General features: G+C 60.7%; 12 protein-coding genes. 3 read left to right on the forward strand and 9 right to left on the reverse strand.

What is annotated here, in order from left to right:
- From CE636_RS13760 to bcsR, 8 genes are all read right to left on the reverse strand, one after another.
- Positions 1-1287: a dicarboxylate/amino acid:cation symporter gene (locus CE636_RS13760; RefSeq protein ID WP_004204966.1), complete on the reverse strand. Its 1287-nt coding sequence runs from the start codon at positions 1285-1287 to the stop codon at positions 1-3.
- Between the two features lie 156 nt (positions 1288-1443).
- Complete coding sequence (gene hmsP, locus CE636_RS13765; protein ID WP_017900004.1) at positions 1444-3450, reverse strand: biofilm formation regulator HmsP; 2007 nt, start codon at positions 3448-3450, stop codon at positions 1444-1446.
- 243 nt (positions 3451-3693) lie between these two features.
- A complete protein-coding gene (bcsC, locus tag CE636_RS13770) occupies positions 3694-7173 on the reverse strand; it encodes a cellulose synthase complex outer membrane protein BcsC (protein ID WP_017900005.1) in 3480 nt (1159 codons plus the stop codon).
- Positions 7155-8264 (reverse strand): cellulose synthase complex periplasmic endoglucanase BcsZ, encoded by a 1110-nt coding sequence (bcsZ, locus tag CE636_RS13775; RefSeq protein ID WP_017900006.1) that lies wholly within the window; start codon positions 8262-8264, stop codon positions 7155-7157. Before bcsZ ends, bcsC begins: the two co-directional genes overlap by 19 nt.
- A gap of 3 nt (positions 8265-8267) precedes the next feature.
- The gene (gene bcsB, locus CE636_RS13780) at positions 8268-10613 is read right to left on the reverse strand and encodes a cellulose biosynthesis cyclic di-GMP-binding regulatory protein BcsB (protein WP_025999216.1); all 2346 of its coding nucleotides are present in this window, start codon (positions 10611-10613) and stop codon (positions 8268-8270) included.
- Between the two features lie 10 nt (positions 10614-10623).
- On the reverse strand, positions 10624-13242 hold the full coding sequence (gene bcsA / locus CE636_RS13785) for a UDP-forming cellulose synthase catalytic subunit (RefSeq protein ID WP_004204973.1): 2619 nt from the start codon (positions 13240-13242) through the stop codon (positions 10624-10626).
- Positions 13239-13970, reverse strand: a complete 732-nt coding sequence (gene bcsQ, locus CE636_RS13790) for a cellulose biosynthesis protein BcsQ (protein WP_017900008.1) — start codon at positions 13968-13970, stop codon at positions 13239-13241. Before bcsQ ends, bcsA begins: the two co-directional genes overlap by 4 nt.
- 11 nt (positions 13971-13981) lie before the next feature.
- Positions 13982-14170, reverse strand: a complete 189-nt coding sequence (bcsR, locus tag CE636_RS13795) for a cellulose biosynthesis protein BcsR (RefSeq protein WP_002921513.1) — start codon at positions 14168-14170, stop codon at positions 13982-13984.
- Between the two features lie 169 nt (positions 14171-14339).
- Between bcsR and bcsE the strand changes: the two genes are divergently transcribed.
- Genes bcsE through bcsG form a run of 3 tightly spaced genes read left to right on the forward strand, consistent with a single transcriptional unit; the run spans position 14340 to position 17763 of the window.
- On the forward strand, positions 14340-15893 hold the full coding sequence (gene bcsE, locus CE636_RS13800; RefSeq protein ID WP_017900009.1) for a cellulose biosynthesis protein BcsE: 1554 nt from the start codon (positions 14340-14342) through the stop codon (positions 15891-15893).
- Positions 15893-16090 (forward strand): cellulose biosynthesis protein BcsF, encoded by a 198-nt coding sequence (gene bcsF, locus CE636_RS13805; protein WP_004204976.1) that lies wholly within the window; start codon positions 15893-15895, stop codon positions 16088-16090. The genes bcsE and bcsF overlap by 1 nt, the downstream gene beginning before the upstream one ends.
- Positions 16087-17763 carry a cellulose biosynthesis protein BcsG gene (gene bcsG / locus CE636_RS13810; protein ID WP_004204977.1) on the forward strand — a complete coding sequence of 559 codons (1677 nt, stop codon included), beginning with the start codon at positions 16087-16089 and terminating at the stop codon, positions 17761-17763. Before bcsF ends, bcsG begins: the two co-directional genes overlap by 4 nt.
- Positions 17764-17868: 105 nt before the next feature.
- Here the strand turns inward: bcsG and CE636_RS13815 are convergent, their stop codons facing one another.
- Complete coding sequence (locus tag CE636_RS13815; RefSeq protein WP_017900010.1) at positions 17869-18870, reverse strand: glycosyl hydrolase family 8; 1002 nt, start codon at positions 18868-18870, stop codon at positions 17869-17871.
- Positions 18871-18881: the final 11 nt, after the last annotated feature.

An 18881-nucleotide genomic window follows, 5' to 3' on the forward strand; every position in this document is an offset into this window, starting at 1 on the left:
TTAAGAGGATAATTCGTGCGTTTTGTTCGCGGGAACACGGTTATTCAGCACATCATCCATCTGTTTGGCATCGAGTTCTTTCACCCATTTTGCCACCACCACCGTGGCGACGCCGTTACCGACCAGGTTAGTCAAAGCGCGGGCTTCGGACATAAAGCGGTCAATACCGAGGATCAGCGCCAGGCCAGCGACCGGTAAATGCCCAACCGCCGAGATGGTCGCCGCCAGCACGATGAAGCCGCTGCCGGTCACTCCCGCCGCCCCTTTCGAGGAGAGCAGCAGCACCACCAGCAGGGTGATTTGATGGAAAATATCCATATGGCTGTTGGTCGCCTGGGCGATAAACACCGCCGCCATCGTCAGATAGATAGAGGTGCCGTCGAGGTTAAACGAATAGCCGGTCGGGATCACCAGGCCCACCACCGACTTACGACAGCCGAGCTTCTCCATCTTGTCGAGCATGCGCGGCAGCGCCGATTCGGATGAGGAGGTCCCCAGCACGATCAGCAGCTCTTCACGGATATAGCGGATAAATTTAAAGATGCTGAAGCCGGTGGCCCGGGCGATGCTCCCCAGCACCAGCACCACGAACAGGATACAGGTGATATAGAAGCAGATGATCAGCTGCCCCAGCTGCACCAGGGTGCCGACGCCATATTTACCGATGGTGAAGGCCATGGCCCCGAAGGCGCCGATCGGCGCCAGGCGCATGATCATATTGATGATGCCGAAGATGACCTGCGAGAAACTTTCAATGACGTTGAAAATCAGCTGGCCCTTGCTGCCCAGACGATGCAGGGCAAAGCCAAACAGAACGGCGAACAGCAGAACCTGCAGGATGTTGCCGCTGGCGAAGGCGCCAATGACGCTGCCCGGGATCACATCCAGTAAAAAGGCCACCACCCCCTGGTCTTTCGCCTGCTCAGCGTACACCGCCACCGCTTTCGCATCGAGCGTCGACGGGTCGACGTTCATCCCGGCCCCCGGCTGCACCACGTTGACGATAATCAGACCGATAATCAGCGCGATGGTGCTGACCACTTCGAAATAGAGTAGCGCTACCGCCCCGGTACGGCCAACGGCTTTCATGCTCTCCATCCCGGCGATCCCCGTCACGACGGTACAGAAGATAACCGGAGCAATCACCATTTTAATCAGCTTAACGAAGGCGTCGCCGAAGGGTTTCATTTGCGCGCCCAGTTCCGGGTAAAAATGGCCCAGCAGAATACCGATCGCTATGGCCGTCAGAACCTGGACATAGAGGCTTTTAAAGATAGAGGTTTTCATAGGGTGTCCTTTGGGAATAACCACAGAGCAAGAAGGGATATTTGACGTCTGTGGCTTAAAAATAACACCCTGGAAACATTTCAGAAATAACTAACGCCGAAAGTGCAACGCATTTGTTAAAATCTTTGAGCTGACTCGCACAAGTCAACAAAACACTTACAAATTTGCATCCTCCCGGACCGGGGAGAGATAGCGCGCGCTGAACGCCTCCTGCGGTAAAGCACAACCGAACAGATGGCCCTGGAGCACCTCGACGCCGGCGGCTTGCAACCAGCGGTACTGGGCCTCGTTCTCCACCCCTTCCGCCACGATACGTAGCGACAGGCCGCGCGCGAGCTGGATCATCGCCGGCACCATGCTGACATCCTCCGGCAGCATATCGATGAATACCTTATCGATTTTCAGGATATCAACCGGCAGGGCCTTCATCTGCTGCAGCTGGTGCAACCCGGCGTAACCCATGCCAAAATCATCCAGCGCAATACGTACCCCGGCCTCGCGCAGAGGCCGCAACCGCGCCATCACGTCCTGCGGATCGTCCATCCGGCAGCTCTCCGTCACCTCGAGGATTAAGGTCCCCGGCGCGATGCGGTAGCGGGCGATCAGCTTCAGCATCTCCTCGCCGCGATCGTGCTCCAGCAGCTGAAGCAGCGAAACATTGACCGACAGCGGCAGCATAATCCCCTGGCTTTGCCAGGCAGCCAGCTGGCGGCAGGCCTCTTCCATCACCCAGTAGCCGACCGGGATAATCAGCCCGCAGGACTCAATGCGTTCAATCAGCGCCGGCGGTAGCGACCAGCTGCCATCCGCCTGCCGCTGACGCAGCAGCACCTCGGCGCCGCAGATCTCGCCGCTGGCGCAGGCCACCTGCGGCTGCAGCCAGATAGCGAACTGCTGGTTGTCGAGGGCGGTCATTATATCGTGCTCTTCCATCAAGCGACGCTGAGCCTTTTCCATCTGCTCGGGATCGAAGAACTCAATCTGGTTTTTACCTTTGCGTCTTGCGGTGACGGCGGCTGACACCGCGCGCCGGTAAAACTGTTCGGCGCTGAGGCCGGGGTGGAACATAGCGATCCCGACGCTGGCGTAGGGTCGCAGCTGCAGACCATGCAGCGGCAAACGTTCATTAATAATAGTGAGCACTTGCTTACTTAACGTCACCGCCTGCCAGGATTCGGCGAGGCCATCGGCGAGAATGGCGAAGTCATAGCCGCTCACCTGAGCCAGCACCATCTGCGGCGGGATCGCGGCGCGCAGCTTCTCCACCAGCGTCAGGAGCAGCATTTCGCGCTGGCTCTCCTTGAGCACGCCGGCGGCGTCCTGCAGGGTTTCACAGGCGACGACGATCAGCGCGGCGCTCTGCGGGCGGGCCACCGTCTGCTCCAGCATCGCCAGCAAAAAGGCTTTATTCGGCAGCTCGGAGACCGGGAAGCGGGTCGACTGGATGGACAGCTCATCATGCTGGCGCACCAGGCTCTGCTGGTTGCGGTTATAGCTGCGCACCAGCATGCCGATCTCGTCGTCATGGTGCAGGCGCGGGAGGGTCAGCTGATGCCCAAGACGCTCCTGCTGGGAGAGATCGTTCAGCTCGCGGGCGATACGCCGCAGAGGGCGAACCATCAGCCGGTTGATGCACCAGGTGAGCGCCACCGTCAACATCAGCACCAGAAGTAAGTAAGCAGTCACTAACGTGGCAAGGGCGCTCATGACGAATTTATACATGCGATAGGAATCGGCCTGCAGCACCAGATAGGCCAGCGGCTGCGGGTTGGCCGGCCGCTCCAGCGAATAAATGGGCAGCGAAATCTGCACCGGCAGCTCAAACAGCCGGGTGATGGTCACCGGCACCGACCGCTCGGGGATAAACCGCATCCGTAACGCCTGGAACTGGTTGGGCAAGACCACATCCGCCCGGCTGACGATGCCAGCAGGCTGGATACGGCTTAAAATAGCTTCCGCTTCCGGAATATCGGCTTTCAGAATAGCCGCCGACAGCGGTTCGCGAACGGATCGCGCGATACTTTCTAACTGCGTGGCCGTGGTAAAGCGACTCTGTTGCACAAAGTGAAACAGCAAAATAGTGCAAAAAACCAATACAAAGGCCATGGACACGCTCGCGACCATCGCCATCTGTTTGATTGTAAGTGAACGGCTGACGCGCAACGGTGTTCTCCACTGATACTGAATGCATACCCGGTATCAATCCTTCAATCCCGGTCGTTTCAGGCTGATTATATACTCAAATCCTTCGCCCACGCCCGCGAGGGATGAAGTGACGGGATATTTCCGCGCGGTGACGCAGACGCCGGAGAGACCTCCCCGGCGGCCGACGGTGGGCAACGCCTCACGAGTATACGCGAAGCGCGCCGTGGAGTAGCGCTCTGTGACGTAATTCAGCCTATTCTGCTACCAGTCGGCGTAAGGCACCAGCGGCTGGGGCGGCATATCCAGATCCCCCTGCCAGCCTGCCGCCGAGTAGCGGACGTAAAGCAGCGCATGGCTTGGGGTATAATCCTTCGCCTGCTGAATATCGACCGCGGCGCCAACGAACCAGTTGCTGGTCACCCGCCGCTCCACCAGCGCTCTGGCGGTGTAACCGAATCCCTGGCTGCTGCTGCCCTGCTCCGTCAGTTCGCTGGCGCGCTGCCGGTAGTCGGACGGGATCAGGTTCAGCAGCGGATAGCGGGCCTGCGTTTGGGTACGCGAATGGGACCATGACACCGACCCGCCGAGTTCCCAGGACCAGTTCTCCGTGCGCTGACGCCAGGTCACCGGCACGGCGAAAGAGAGGTACTCCTGCGGGCTGTAATAGCCGCCCTGGCCGAGGGTGTAGCCGCTGAGATCTTTGTCGTAGTGCCAGATCATATTGTTGAGGCCGACGGTGACGCGACGATTATTCTCGTTAATCACCTTGTAGTAGTAGCCGGTCATCCAGCGCACGCGCCAGTTATCCGCCACGTTTTTACCGGTCAACGAGTCGGCCCCCAGCGAGGACCAGATCCCGTGCGCTTCGCCCCGGTCATAGCTGAGGCTCACACCGCCGCCGTCGGCGCGAACACCGCCCCAGGTGGTGCCGGTATGGCTGTTGCTGTCTTTCTGCCCGCCGAAGGAGAGCAGCGAGCTGGAGATGGGCCGCCGGTGGACGTTGACCGTGTACCCCACCGGCCCGACGTCGCTGCTGTAGCTCAGGCCGCCGACCACATCGACGACATTGAAGCCCATCGGCGTGGTGCCGATATCCCCGCTCCAGGTGTCGTTCTGCCAGCCGACCGCCACGCTGGCCCCGCTGTCGGTCTGATTTTTACTACCGCTGGTGCAGGCGATCTCCCCGCAGGTGCCCCAGCTGGGCGAGTAGCTCCCGTCGCTGTGGGTGGAAAAGCTGCCGGCATCCATATTGACCAGGTCGGTGCGAAAGAACATCCGGCCATCCGCTAGCGGGGCATCCACCTGCAGCATGGTGGTATGCGCCTTCAGATCGGAATAGCCGCCGGTGCCGCTGGATCCCCAGAAGTCATGTTCCAGGGTGACGTTCAGATCCTGCTGGCGATAAAGATCGGCGGCATCGCTGCGGATCCCGCGCTTCAGCCAGTCATCCCGGCTGTCGTTGCGCGTCAGCCGGGTAAAGGTATCGTTATCCTGCGGCTGCGCGGGGGTGATGCCGGAGGCCACCATCGCCTCCCGGTAGTGAGTCAGCGCCTGCTGCGGCTCCCCGTTCCGGGTGGCAAAGCGCGCGGCATCGCGCAGCACCAGCGCGCTCTCCATCGAGGGCGGCTGCGCCTTCGCCTGCGGCACAATCTGGTTAAAAATCCGTTGGGCGTCAGCGGTATCGCCAAGGCCAGCTCGCGCCAGGGCGACCCGCCGCTGCATATTCATGGATTCGGCCTCTGCGCCTTTCAGCTGCATGACCTGCGCCCGGGCGGCCGGTTTATCCCCCTCGGCCAGGTAGACTTCCGCAAGGCCGAGGCGCGCATCGCCGTTGTCGGCTTCCTGACGCAGCACCCGCTGATAGTCGGCAATCGCCGTCTGGTTGTCGCCGCGCTGCTGCGCCCAGTCGGCCAGCGTCAGGTCATAGCGTACCGAGGCCGGCTGCTGTTTGATGAGGGCGATCGCCTGCGCTTCCTCGCCGCTGTCGCGCAATTGGTTCGCCTGGCGCAGCACCCGGTCGCTTTGCAGACGCGCCTCCAGTTCACGGATGTTATCCGTCCACGCGTTGCGCGGCAGGGTGGCGATTTGCGCCAGCGCCAGATCGTCCTGGTCGTTCCCCGACAGGTACAGCCCCGAGGCGTATATTCGTTCAGCATCCTGCGGCTGGCGGTTGACCATCGCCCGCATCAGCGCATCGGCTTGCTGGCGTTCGCCGGCGCTGACCAGATCCCGCGCCAGACGATAGGTGATCCACACGCTGTCCGGATCGAGCGCCAGGCGCCGACGCTGGACTTCCGCCGCCTGCGCCCAGTTGCCCTGGCTCTCCAGGGCCTGCGCCTGTTTCTCCAGCCGGTCGTTGGTCAGGCTGCGCTCGATATCATCAATACTGCGCCGCTGGGCAGCAGGAAGGCCGGCGATCCAGGCGCTGGCTTTCTCGGGCGATTCGGCGCGATAGAGGTTGGCCAGGCCGCGCACCGCCAGGTTATTGCCGCGATCCAGACGCAACGCCTGCTGATAATAGCGCTCCGCCGCCGCCGACTCTTTGCGCGCCGCCGCGACGTCGCCCAGCCCCAGCACGGCATAGCTGTCGGTCCGATCGACCCGCTGCGCCTGGGCATAATAATTCTGCGCCTGCGCAAGCTGACCGGCCTTCAGGGCGTTATCCCCCTGCTTGATCAGCAGCCAGTAGCGGTTGGTTTGCAGCAGGCTGTCCCATTTGCCGCGATTCGGGCTGTCGGGATCCATGGCGATCGCTTTATTGAGCTGGGCCACCGCCCGCGCGCGGTCGCCGCGCTGGGAATAGGCCTGGCCGAGGGCGCCCACCGCATCGCTGTCGCGGCTGTCGGCCTGAACGGCTTTCTGCAGATCCGCCACCGCCTGCGAGGTATTTCCGGATTTGATCGCCGCCAGCCCTTCCGAGCGGGCGCGGAACGTCGGATCCTGCAGCTGCGCCTGCTGTTGGTCGAGCAGGACGCGGGCGTTCGCCGCCACCGAGCCGGTAGGAAACTGCAGCAGGAATTGCTGCAACGCCTGCACGCTGGCCTTGCTCACCGGCATGCTTTTCACCTCGCTGTACCACATATCGGCGGCGATACCGCGTCCTGAGGCCGAGCGGGCCATTTCCGCCAGATAGGCGAACCCTTCCTGCGGTTTGTTATCGGCAAACATCTGCTTCGCCAGCGCCGTGAGCAGGCTGACGTTGCCCGGCGCGCTGGCGTTCAGTTTTTTCAGCTGGCTGACGCCTTCGCTATGACGGGCCGGCAGGCGCGCCACCAGCGTCCAGTATTCAATCGCGGCATCAACATCATCCGGCACGCCGCCGAACAGCTTTTCGTAGGCGGCGATGGCTTCATCGACCTTCCCGGCCACGCCCAGCAGTCGCGCCTGCTGCAGCGCCTGACGACCCTCGCCGGTGTTGCTTTTCATCTCATTGCGCGACGCCTTCAGCTCCGGGGAGTCCGGCGCCAGCTTCGTCAGTCGCTCCAGCTCTTTTTGCGCCCCGGCGGCATCCCCCTGGCGCAGCAGATAGCGCATCCGCGCGGCAATCAGGTCCGGGTTGTTGGGGTCAATCAGCTCCAGACGGTACAGCGACTGGCGCACCAGGTCTTCACGATTGCTGGCCTCGCCGAGGCGCACCTGCTCCAGCAGATGTTCCTGGGCGGGCGTCGTCGCCGCCTGCGCTAACGGCAGCAGCGCAACGCCGAGGGACAGCGTGAGTAAACTTAGTGAGAGCTTGCGCATTCCTGGTTCCAGTCAGGTTGTAATTCGCCACCCGCAGTGAAACGAAAACGGTGTTGATCCCAACCCTGGCCAAACAGCGTCAGGACCGCGCTGTAGTAGGCATCCGCGCCGGGATAGTTATCGGCGACGCGCTGCCGTTGCACCGACCGGGCCTCGTCGTTCTGTAAAAACGGCAGCATCACCGCGGAAAAGCCCACCGGCCCCTGGCCGCTGGTTTTGCCGGTGGCGATATTCACTTTCTCCGGCGGTACCCCCTGCTCCGCGGTTTGCGCCGCCATCGGCGCAAAGCGGGCCAGCAGACGCGCTTTCTGCTTATCGCCGTCATGAAGCATGCCCACCCACAGGTAGACGCGAATCGCGTCATAGCTGCCGATCGGCGGCTTCTCCGTTTTCAGCTGCCAGCCTTTCCCTTTCTCATAGCGCACCCAGTCCGGGGTAAAGCCTTTCGGTGCGGTCTCCAGCAGCAGACGCAGGTTAGTATCGCGCAGGGCAGGCCACGGCGCGCCAAAACGCACAAAATAGGTGGCCAGCTGCGGTGGAAGATAGCTGGGGTTAAACCGCCAGCCGCTGTCATCGGCAAAACCGACTTTTCCCGGCAGCAGCATCGTGCCAAGGCCCGGCACCGCCACCGTCTCTTCATCGACAATCCGCGCCAGCAGCGCTTTCCCGGTCTCGGTGTACTGCGGCTGCTGCCACAGGCGCCCCGCCTCCAGCAGCGCCCAGGCTATCCACAGATCTGAGTCGGATGCCGAATTGCTGTCCAGCAGCGTCCACTGCTCGTCGTCCTTTTTCCCCCACAGCCAGCCCGGCAGATGCTGCCGCAGGTCGCCCTCCGCCAGGTTGTTCTGCGTCCAGGTCAGCAGCTTGTCGAACCCCGCGCGATCGTTGGCCGCCAGGGCAAAGAACAGGCCATAGCTCTGTCCTTCGGAAGTGGAAATTTTGCGCGCATCGCTGGGGTCGATCACCCGCCCCTCGGGGCTGACGTAGGCTTGCTTAAACTGCTCCCAGGCGGGCCACTGGCAGGCGGCGCTCGCCTGGCCCGCCGCCAGCACCAGCGCGGAGAGCACCGCGCCGCAAAGTACTTTCATCATCGTTTACTCATCATCCAGGCTAAGGCGGCGGCGGCTGATAATGCGCAGCATGCGCCACAGCACCCACGCCAGCAGCACGATACTGACCGCGGCGAAGATCGCCAGCAGTATCGGGTGGTTAGAGAGCGCGAACCAGATGCGCTCGAACCAGGGCAGATGGCCGACATAGTAAACATCGCCCACCCGCAGGCTGTTGACGCCGGATTCGCGGATCACCGCCACCGAGCCAAACATCGCCGCCCGCTTACCACTGTCGTTGAGGGCGTTGGTTAGCAGTTCATTACCGCGTGGGCTGTCGGCCAGCAGGGCCACCACGCTGCGCTGATCGTTGTAGGGCGACTGGAAGCCAATCACCGCCGCCATCGGTCCGGAAGAAGTGATGTCGGTGCGGGTGTTGGGCGTGCGGGCCTCATCATCGGGATAAATGCTCGCCAGGTCGTAATGACGCATCGGCATTTTCACCCAGCTTTTGGTCGCCTCGACCAGCAGGTTGATTTTGGTATCGTCCTTGAGGGACGAGGGGATCGCGCCGATCAGCAGCAGATCCGCATCTTTATTCTTGATCTGGTTGCCATCGTCAGTCATTTGCAGATTAATCGCCGCCAGGCCGGTCTGCGAACCGATGCCGCCCAGCGCCTGCAGCAGCGTCGCCACCTGGCCCTGGGTCGGCGCCTTCGGCACCACCACCAGGGTGTCGGCGAGGTCCGCCATACGGCTGTAAGGGAAGCCGGCATTGGCGAAGACGCGCAGGTCCGGTAGAGCAATAAAGTGATAATACTTCGAGAAGTCGATGGTCGAATCGTCGCCGATCACCACATGGTTCTGCACCGGCTGGAAGGTAATACAGTTGTCGATAGAGCCGCCGGGCATCGGGTTCATGTACTGGAAGTCAAAGCGCAGCTGGTTCACCGCCCCAAGACGCAGCGCGGGTATGGTAACCTCCGATTTGCCGTCCAGCAGCCCCTGCAGCACCGGCAGGCGCAGGATCAGTTTGTTCACATCCTGCGAGCTGTTAAGGCTGAACGACTGCAGGAACTGGTCGTTAAGGCTGATATCCATCCGCGAGCTATCCTTCACCGGCGGCATGGTATAGCGGTATTTCAGATCCATATCGATGCCGTTGGCCCGCAGCAGATAGAGATCCGGCGGCAGGTTAAGCGCCACGGTGATGGCATCCGGCACCAGCCCGCTGGACTGCAGCTGTTGCTCATAGGTTTTCAGCTCAGCAAAGGTGACCGAGCGGTCGGTGCGCACCCAGTTTGGCGCATCGTATGGCTGCCGCGGCTGCAGGGTTTTGATGCCGTCCACGGTGACGCTGCTGCCGCGGAACAGAATATTGCCCTGGGCAATCCCCTTCGCCGCCAGCAGCAGGTCTTTATCATCGCGGCCGAAAATAACCAGCAGCTTGACGTAAGGATCGTTCGGGTTGTCGATCATTTCGATGGTCGGCGCGTTGACCGGCGGATGATCGCGCAGGAAATCCGGACGCTTGTCGTTGGTGGCGAAGACAATGGCGTTACGATCCGGCAGTTCGTTGAAATAGACCGGGAACTGCTGGCCGCGCCAGCCGGCCTTGCTGCCGAACCATGAAGCGATAATCGCCGCCGCCTGCTGCTGGGCCACCGCCGGCGAGCCCGGGAAAATCATCGGCAGCGTCAGCGGGCGGTTGTCGCGCGGATCGTAGAACGGTACCGGGAAGTGCGACAGATCGTTATGCACCTTCAGCGACTGGTAGGTGAGATCCAGATAGCTTTCGCGCCCGACGTCCAGCCATAGCGTGCTGCTGGCCGGGTTTTCGCAGACATCGCGGTAGTGGCCGACAAACTCCAGCCGTATACGGTTGAAGTCGGTGATATACAGCGGGTCAATCGGCAGCTGCGCGCGGATCTTTTTCCCCAGCTGCTCTTTGGTGACGGGCAGGACGCCCATCAGCTCATCGTTGAGATAGACTTTCAGCTGCGACTGCACGGGCAGCAGCGAGGGCGACGGGGTGTATTCCAGATTGAGCAGCGCGTTAGCGACCAGCTCATCGCTACGCATGCCGAATTCAACCGAGGCGTCAGGCCGTGAGCCGCGCAGCACAATGCTGCCCGGAGGCGGCGCGATGGTGGCAAAGGTCAGCTTCACCTCCCGCTGCGGGACGTTCTCGGCGACCAACGCCGGAGCGGTCGGTTCGGCGAGGGTTGCCGTCGGCTCGCCTGTCGTCACCGGCGCGAGCGGGGAGGCCGCCTGCGGCTGAACGCCAGGGGCCGGATTCACCACGGTGGCCGGCGCCGCGTAAGAGGCCAGCGGATACCAGCTGCACATGCCCACCGCTACTGCACACATCCAGGAAAGTTTTCTTTTCATCGCATTATCATCATTGTTGAGCCATTGCCGGGTCTGCGGAGAGCGTCGGCGCGGCGCGTTCAGGGCGTCGGGGTACAAACGACACTATCCATGCCACCAGCGAGGTGAGCGCGCGGAAAACCACCTTCACCGACGGCGGCGAAAACTCCGCCAGGTGACGATAGCCACGGAACCCCAGCTTCAGGATATCCAGCAGGCTTTCCATCGGCTTGTCTTCCGGGAAGCTATCCTGCCAAAGCGCCCACGTATCGGCGCGGGCAAACGTACACTGCACAAAATCGATATGCTGCTGGTTGGTCAACGGCAGCAGCTGCAATCCCACTTCGCTGCCGTTGACCCGCGCGACCCGCACCGGGAAGGCATACTCCTGCTGTCCCCGTTTGAGCAGCAGCCTGGCGTTCTGCCCCTCCAACACCTGAGCGTCGCCGTGAATTTTGATCCCCAGCCCACCGTCGGAATAGTCGTGAACGGTGCAGGAGAACAGATGGCCATCTTCGCGGGCAATTGCCGCCGGCATGCTCATTTCGACACGATGCGACCGGCGGACCTGCTTGCTTTCGACCGAGACCGCCACCGCGCCGCCAAGAATAATCAGGTTGTAGAACACCCAGACAATACTCACCCAGACGGTGAGAATTTCGTTTTCCGGGCCGTACATAAAGCGCCAGATCCCCACCGCGACGCCGACCAGGTTGAGCAGCACGAGGTAGATATAGGGCCGGGAAATCACCCAGTCGACATACTCCTCTTCCACCAGTCCGCCCTTCGCGGTGACGTTGAATTTGCCTTTATGCGGATTAATCAGCGCCACAAAGGTGGGCGGCGCGATATACCAGGCGAGCACCGTCTCGTAGATTTCACTCCAGAACGAATGGCGATATTTGCCCTGAATCTTCGAGTTGGTCAGGCTGGCGTGGATCATATGCGGCAACACGAATAGCGCGATCATCAGCGCTGGCGCATAAATGATATAGGCATGGAGCAGCAAAAAGGCCAGCGGCGCCGTGAGGAAGATGAGGCGCGGAATACCGGAGAGAAAGTGAAGCATGGCGTTGGCGTAGCAGACGCGCTGTACCAGCTTCAGGCCTTTGCCAAACAGCGGATTATCGAGGCGGAATATCTGCACCATCCCGCGCGCCCAGCGGATGCGCTGGCCGATATGCGCGGATAAACTCTCCGTCGCCAGCCCCGCCGCCTGCGGAATACGCATATAGGCGGAGGTGTAACCCCGCCGGTGCAGGCGCAGCGAGGTGTGGGCATCTTCGGTCACCGTTTCGACGGCGATTCCGCCGATCTCATCCAGCGGGCCACGGCGAATCACGGCGCAGGAGCCGCAGAAGAAGGTGGCGTCCCACATGTCGTTCCCGTCCTGCACCAGGCCGTAGAATAGCGTCCCTTCGTTCGGCGTTTTGCGAAAACGACCAAGGTTGCGCTCGAAGGGATCGGGCGAGAAGAAGTGGTGCGGGGTCTGCATCATCGCCAGCTCTTTCTCTTTCAGGAACCAGCCCATGGTCATCTGCAGAAACGAGCGCGTCGGCACATGGTCGCAGTCAAAGATCGAGACGAACTCCCCTTTGGCGTATTTCAGCGCATTGTTGATGTTGCCGGCTTTGGCGTGCTCATGGCTGGTACGGGCGATATAGTGCACCCCGACATCTTTGGCAAACTGGCGAAACGCTTCCCGTCCGCCGTCGTCGAGGATCCAGATGTTCAGCTTGTCCTTCGGCCAGTCGATGCCCTGCGAGGCGTAGATGGTGTTTTTCACCACGTTGAGATCTTCGTTGTAGGTGGGGACGAAGATGTCCACCGTCGGCCACAGATCCATGTCCTCCGGCAGCGGCACCGGTTGGCGGTTCAACGGCCAGACCACCTGGAAGTAGCCCAGCACCAGCACCACCCAGGCGTAGGTCTCAGCGAACAGCAAAATAATCCCGCACACCAGGCTTACCGGGTCGTTCCAGTTCAGCGTCGAGGTATAGCGCCACCAGATATAGCGGCACGAGACCGTCAGCGACAGCACGATCAGCATCAGCGCCGAGAAGCGGCCGGGGATGCGCCGCACCAGCAGCGCCACGCCCCACAGCAGCATCAGGAAGATAAACTGCGACAGCGGGTTAAAAGGCTGCGTAATACACATCAGCGCCAGCACCAGCGAGCAGCAGGTCACCCCCCCAAGGATCGCCCGGCGCAGTTTGGGATTGAGGTGCGCCAGCTCTTTCTGTTTATCCAGATGACCGGTGCGGGCGTTGACCTGCTCAGGCAATTTTTCCAGCCACTGCGTATAGCGACCGTGCACCCCTTCCAGCGCCGCCAGCGAACGCCAGTTGACCTTTTTCTCCGGCTCCGGCACGCGCGTTGTCAGTAACCACAGGGATTGCAGCAGGTAGCGCAGCGGATCCAGCGGACGTGGCCGATGCGGATTAATATGGGGGAAATAGGTGTCATGGTGCGCCAGAATCGCCTGCCAGCGCGGCGTCTCCAGCGGCATTAGCGCCCAGACCAGCGATGCCCACAGGCAGCCAAGCGACGCCGACAGCCAGGAGGCGCCATGCTGCCGGTAGTCGTCATAGCGCGCGCGCAGCCGTTCCCCCACCGGCGGGGCCAGCAGCAGCGTGCTGAGGCGGATCATGCCGGCCTCCCGGCGGAATAGTGGATCAGACACCAGTTCGCCAGGGTCAGTACCTCTTCCGCCGCCAGAGAGTCCTGGCGATACTCCCCAAGGGGCTGCTTCGCCGCCAGGCACTCGGCCATCGCCTCGTCGCGGTGAATCGTCACCGGCAGGATGCGCGGCTGGCTCTCGAGCCACAGCTGGTAGAGATCTTCCTGCAGCTGGCTGCCGACCCGCAGATCGTTAATCAGAATATCGCTGTTGGCCGGGAGGGGCTGCTGGTGTAGACGGATATGGCTATTGGCGTCGGGATGAACCACCACCAGCGAGCGATCGCAAAGCGTCAGCAGCTCGCGGGTCAACGGCGAATAACCCGCCGGCAGATCCAGCAGCAGCCAGCGGTACTGCCCCTGCAGCTGCAGTACGGCCTCCGTCATCGCCCCCAGGGTGGGCTGCAGCTGGTCGACATTTTCTCTTTCGCCGGCGCTGAGCTGGCCAAACGGCAGTAGATCGATATGCTGCGTATAGCGCAAGCCCGCGTCACGCCAGTCCCGGCCATCGAGCAGCGCCCGCGCCCAGCCGTCCTGATGATGGATGTCGGTATTGAAGAAAAAACGCAGCATATTATCCGGGCTGGCGTCGATCGCCAGCACCGTTTCACCGAGCAATTGCAGCGCCCAGGCGAGTGCAGCCGTAATGGACGTGACGCCAGTCCCCCCTCGCACGCCCTGTAATCCCAGAATAGCCATCTCCGGCTTCCTTATTTTTTCTCTGCAAACTCTGCCAGCAGCGGCCAGCGCTTCAGCGCCGCGTTCAGCTGTTCGCGCCTGGAAATATCATGATAATCAATATCCGGCAGGGAAAATGCCCGGCTAAGCGCCAGAAAATCATTTTGAAAGGTGTACCCCAGCGTGGCGTCCGTGGGTACCGCAGGATCTTTTGCTGGCATATCTCTGTCCGTTCGAAATTTATTATTAAACCAGAGGACGTATACAGCGCATCCTTAAAAAGCAGGTGTACATGCTAAAACTGATGACCTTTAATTTCAATGTTAGGTTTACTCTGTCAGTTTCGCTAGTAAACTTATCCAGTGTGAATCAGGGCGCACGAGGGATGCCGTGGATAGTGTATTTACTTTGGGTATTTCATCATTATGGGATGAAGTGTGCCATATGCCGGTCGGCGGGGTATGGTGGCTCAACGTTGACCGTTATGCCGATGCCGTTAGTCTATTTAATCAGACGCTGGCCACGCAGGCGAAAAACAGCAAGGTTGCCGCGCTGGTGATGGGGAATAAACCAAATGATATCATTTCATTAGAACACATTCACGGCCCGGATAATATTGCACTGTTTACCCTGCCGAATCGTCCGGAGGCGCTGGAAGAAATACATCGCGACTTGGTCTGCTCCCTCGAACCTGGCAATTATCTATTTATTCTGCTATGTGCTGAAAATGCCTGGCAAAATATAAATAACGAAAAGTTATGCGCCTGGGTGGAAAAGACCAGCCGCTGGGCGCAATATCATCGCTGCGCATTCTTAGCGATCAATTCCGCGCAGGATATTGATCGGCAGCTGACTCCCTTATTACGTGAGTACCGCTCCCTTTCCGGACTGGCAAGTATTCGTTACCAGGGCGACCGGCATATCTTTGATATTGCCTGGTGGGGAAGCGATAAGGGTATCAGCGCCCAGCAGCAGCTGATGGTGCAACATGATGACGCCGGCTGGCGATTAGCGCAGGACGCTGAAACCAGCGTGCAGCCGCGCAGCGATGAAAAAGCGATCCTCAGCAATGTGCGCGTGCTGGAAGGTGCCCCGCCGCTGTCGGAATACTGGACGCTGTTTGACACCAACGACGAGGTCTTCAACGCCGGGCGCACCGCGCAAGCGGCGACGATCCTCTTCTCCATTACCCAAAATACGCAAATTGAACAGCTGGGCCGCTATATTCATACCCTGCGCCGTCAGCGCGGCACGGCGCTGAAAATTATTGTCCGCGAACAAACCCCCAGCCTGCGCGCGACTGATGAGCGGCTGCTGCTCAGCAGCGGCGCCAGCCTGGTGATCCCTAACAGCGCGTCGCTTTCCCGCTGCCTGACGCTAATCGAAAGCGTTCAGAACCAAAAGTTCTCCCGCCATATCCCGGAAGATTTTGCCACCCTGCTCACCTGGAGCCAGCCGTTAAAACTGCGCGGCTATCAGAAATGGGACGCCTTTTGCGAAGCGGTGCACAACGTGATGACCAATACCCTGCTGCCGGCCGACAGCAAAGGCGTGATGGTGGCCCTGCGCCCGGCGCCGGGGCTGCGCGTTGAGCAGGCGCTGACGTTATGCAAACCCAACCGGATGGGCGACATCATGACCATCGGCAATAACCGGCTGGTGCTGTTCTTGTCGTTTTGCCGGATCAATGACCTCGATACCGCGCTAAACCACATTTTCCCGCTGCCGACCGGCGATATTTTTTCTAACCGCATGGTGTGGTTTGAAGACAAACAGATTCTCTCGGAAATTGTGATCATGCGCGGCATCGAGCCGGCGCGCTGGAATACGCCGCTGCCTCTCACGGTCGGTAAAAACGAGACCATCAACGCCACCCATGATGGACGCCACTGGCGACGCTACCCCGAACCACACCGGTTAACCACCCGTGAGGAGCAAGCCTGATGATGTCTATCGCCGATATTCTGCAACTGGTGGTGCTCTGCGCCCTGCTGTTTTTTCCGCTGGGCTACCTGACGCGCCACTATCAGCGCCGGATCCGCACGACGTTAAGACTGATGTTCTTTAAACCCCGTTACGTGAAACCGGCAGGGGTATTACGCCGGGGAACAACGGTTAAGCAAGGCAAAGCGAACAAATGACAAATAAAAAAACGACCGCGGCACCGCTTCCGCTCTGGCAGTACTGGCGCGGCCTTGGCGGCTGGAACTTCTACTTTCTGGTCAAGTTTGCCCTGCTGTGGGCCGGGTATCTCAATTTTCACCCGATGCTTAACCTGGTGTTTCTCGCCTTTCTGCTGGTGCCGATCCCGCGCGAAAAGCTGCACCGCATCCGCCACTGGATCGCCATTCCGCTGGGATTCGCGCTGTTCTGGCACGATACCTGGCTGCCCGGGCCAGAGTCGATTTTTAGCCAGGGATCGCAAATCGCCGGCTTCAGCGCCAGCTATATCTGGGATCTGATTGTCCGCTTTATCAACTGGAGCATGGTCGGCGCCTTCTTTGTTTTACTGGTGCTGTGGCTGTTTATCAGCCAGTGGCTGCGCGTTACCGTGTTTGTCTCCGCGATGGTCGTCTGGCAGGCGGTCAGTCCGCTGCTGCCGGCCTTTACCATTTGGCCTGCCGGTCAGCCCACCACTGCCGCCGCCACCGCGCCGGCCAACGTCGGGACCAACGCCGCCGCTGGCGCCGCGTCCAGCCCGGCCAGCAGCGATATTCCGCCGCAGACCGAACCGCCGACCTCGGCCAACCTCACCAACTGGCTGAACGGTTTCTATGCCGCCGAGCAGAAGCGCAAGACACCGTTCCCGGACCAGCTGCCGGCGGATGCGCAGCCGTTTGACCTGCTGGTGATCAATATCTGCTCGCTCTCCTGGTCGGATATTGAAGCCGCCGGGCTGATGGACCACCCGCTGTGGAAGCATTTCGATATCGTCTTCAAAAACTTTAACTCAGCGACCTCCTACAGCGGACCTGCGGCGGTGCGTCTGCTGCGCGCCAGCTGCGGCCAGCTGTCGCATACCAACCTGTATCAGCCATCCGGCGCCGATTGCTACCTGTTTGAAAACCTGGCGAAACTCGGCTTCAACCAGCAGTTGATGCTCGGCCACAACGGCCTGTTCGGCGACTTCCTAAAAGAGCTGCGTTCGCTGGGCGGCATGCAGAGCCCGCTGATGGACCAGAGCGGTCTGCCGGTCAGCCTGCAGGCATTTGATGGCTCGCCAGTGTATGAGGATCTCGCGGTTCTCAACCGCTGGCTGAAGACCGAAGAGGCCAGCAGCAATCCGCGGAGCGCCACGTTCTATAACACCCTGCCGCTGCATGACGGCAATCACTTCCCGGGACAAAGCAAAACCGCGGACTACAAAGTGCGGGCGCAGAAGCTGTTTGACGACCTGGATAACTTCTTCACCGAACTGGAAAAATCGGGGCGTAAGGTGATGGTGGTAGTGGTGCCGGAACACGGCGGCGCGCTGAAGGGCGATAAGATGCAGGTGTCTGGCCTGCGGGATATCCCGAGCCCGTCGATCACTAACGTCCCGACGGCGGTGAAATTCTTCGGCATGAAGGCGCCGCATGAAGGCGCGCCAATTATCATCGATCAGCCCAGCAGCTACCTGGCGGTGTCGGAGCTGGTGGTGCGCGCCCTCGACGGCAAAATGTTCAGCGAAGACAGCGTCAACTGGCAGCAGTATGTCGCCAACCTGCCGCAGAGCGCGGCGGTGTCCGAAAACGCCAACGCCATCGTTATCCAGTATCAGGGCAAGCCTTATGTCCAGTTGAATGGCGGCAGTTGGGTGCCTTATCCGCAATAAGCGACAAGGCCGCCTATTCTGGCGGCCTTACATCGTGAGACGTTCCTGCTCTTTTCTCTCAGCCCGCAGGATACGGGCTGAGAAACCTGCAAAGCCATCACAGCGCTAGCGCTGATCCTGTTTCGCCAGCCAGACCAGCAGCTTGAGGCTGGCGGAGTAATAATCATCCTTGTCGTCAATCTGCGGCGCTTCCAGCGGTTCGCCAAGCGTTAAATCACGCACCGCCAGCAGGCCGCCGGCCATATTCCACGGGGCGACCTCGTTGGTGCTAACGTTGATCCACGCCGGAGTTTGCAGGCGCGGGTAACTCTGCATCCAGGCTTTCCACGGTGCGAGCAAGGCGCTGTGCGGATCGACCCACGAGATATACAGCGGGATACGGATCGCATCGAAACTCATCCGCGGCGGCCACTCTTTGGCCGGCAGCATCTTGCCATCCGCCCGCAGCGCCACCCAGTCGCTGGGCAGATGCGATTTCCCCCAGCCCATTTGCCCCAGCAGCGCCTGCCCGTCACTCTGCAATGTCCGCCAGGCGGTCAGGTGCGTCCGCTCCGCAAAGGCCCGCCAGGCCGGGAAGATGAAATAGGAGGGGTTAAGGTTCAGGTGGTCGTTGCGGTTAAACCCCTTCACGCCCGGGAGCATCACCTGGCGACCGGCGAAAGTCACCACCGTATATTTCAGCAGGGAGGCGGTGATGGCATCGGAGGCCATGGCGTAGCGCTTGTCCTGCCACTGCTTTTGCGCGCGCAGCAGCGCCCAGGCGATCAGGGTATCGCCATCGGTGGCGTTGTTTTTATCGGCGATCGGGTCCGGTGCCACCGGGTTATAGCGCCAGTAAAACAGCCCGTTAGACTTGTCGCGCAGGGTGCTGTCCGTCCACTGCCACAGCTTGTCGAACGCCGGGCGATCGTTATTCGCCACCGCCAGGAGCATGGCGAAGCCCTGGCCTTCCGTATGCGACACATTGCCATTGGCGGTATCAATGATACGGCCGTCCGGCATCATAAAACGGGCCTTATAACGCTCCCAGGCCGTATCCGCCCACGCCCGGGGCACCAGCATTACTGCCGTTGTCACTATCACCGCCACTAAAGCACGCAGGGGCATAAATTCACTCA

The sequence above is a fragment of the Klebsiella sp. LY genome (genome assembly GCF_004010915.1).
Classification (GTDB): domain Bacteria; phylum Pseudomonadota; class Gammaproteobacteria; order Enterobacterales; family Enterobacteriaceae; genus Klebsiella; species Klebsiella quasipneumoniae.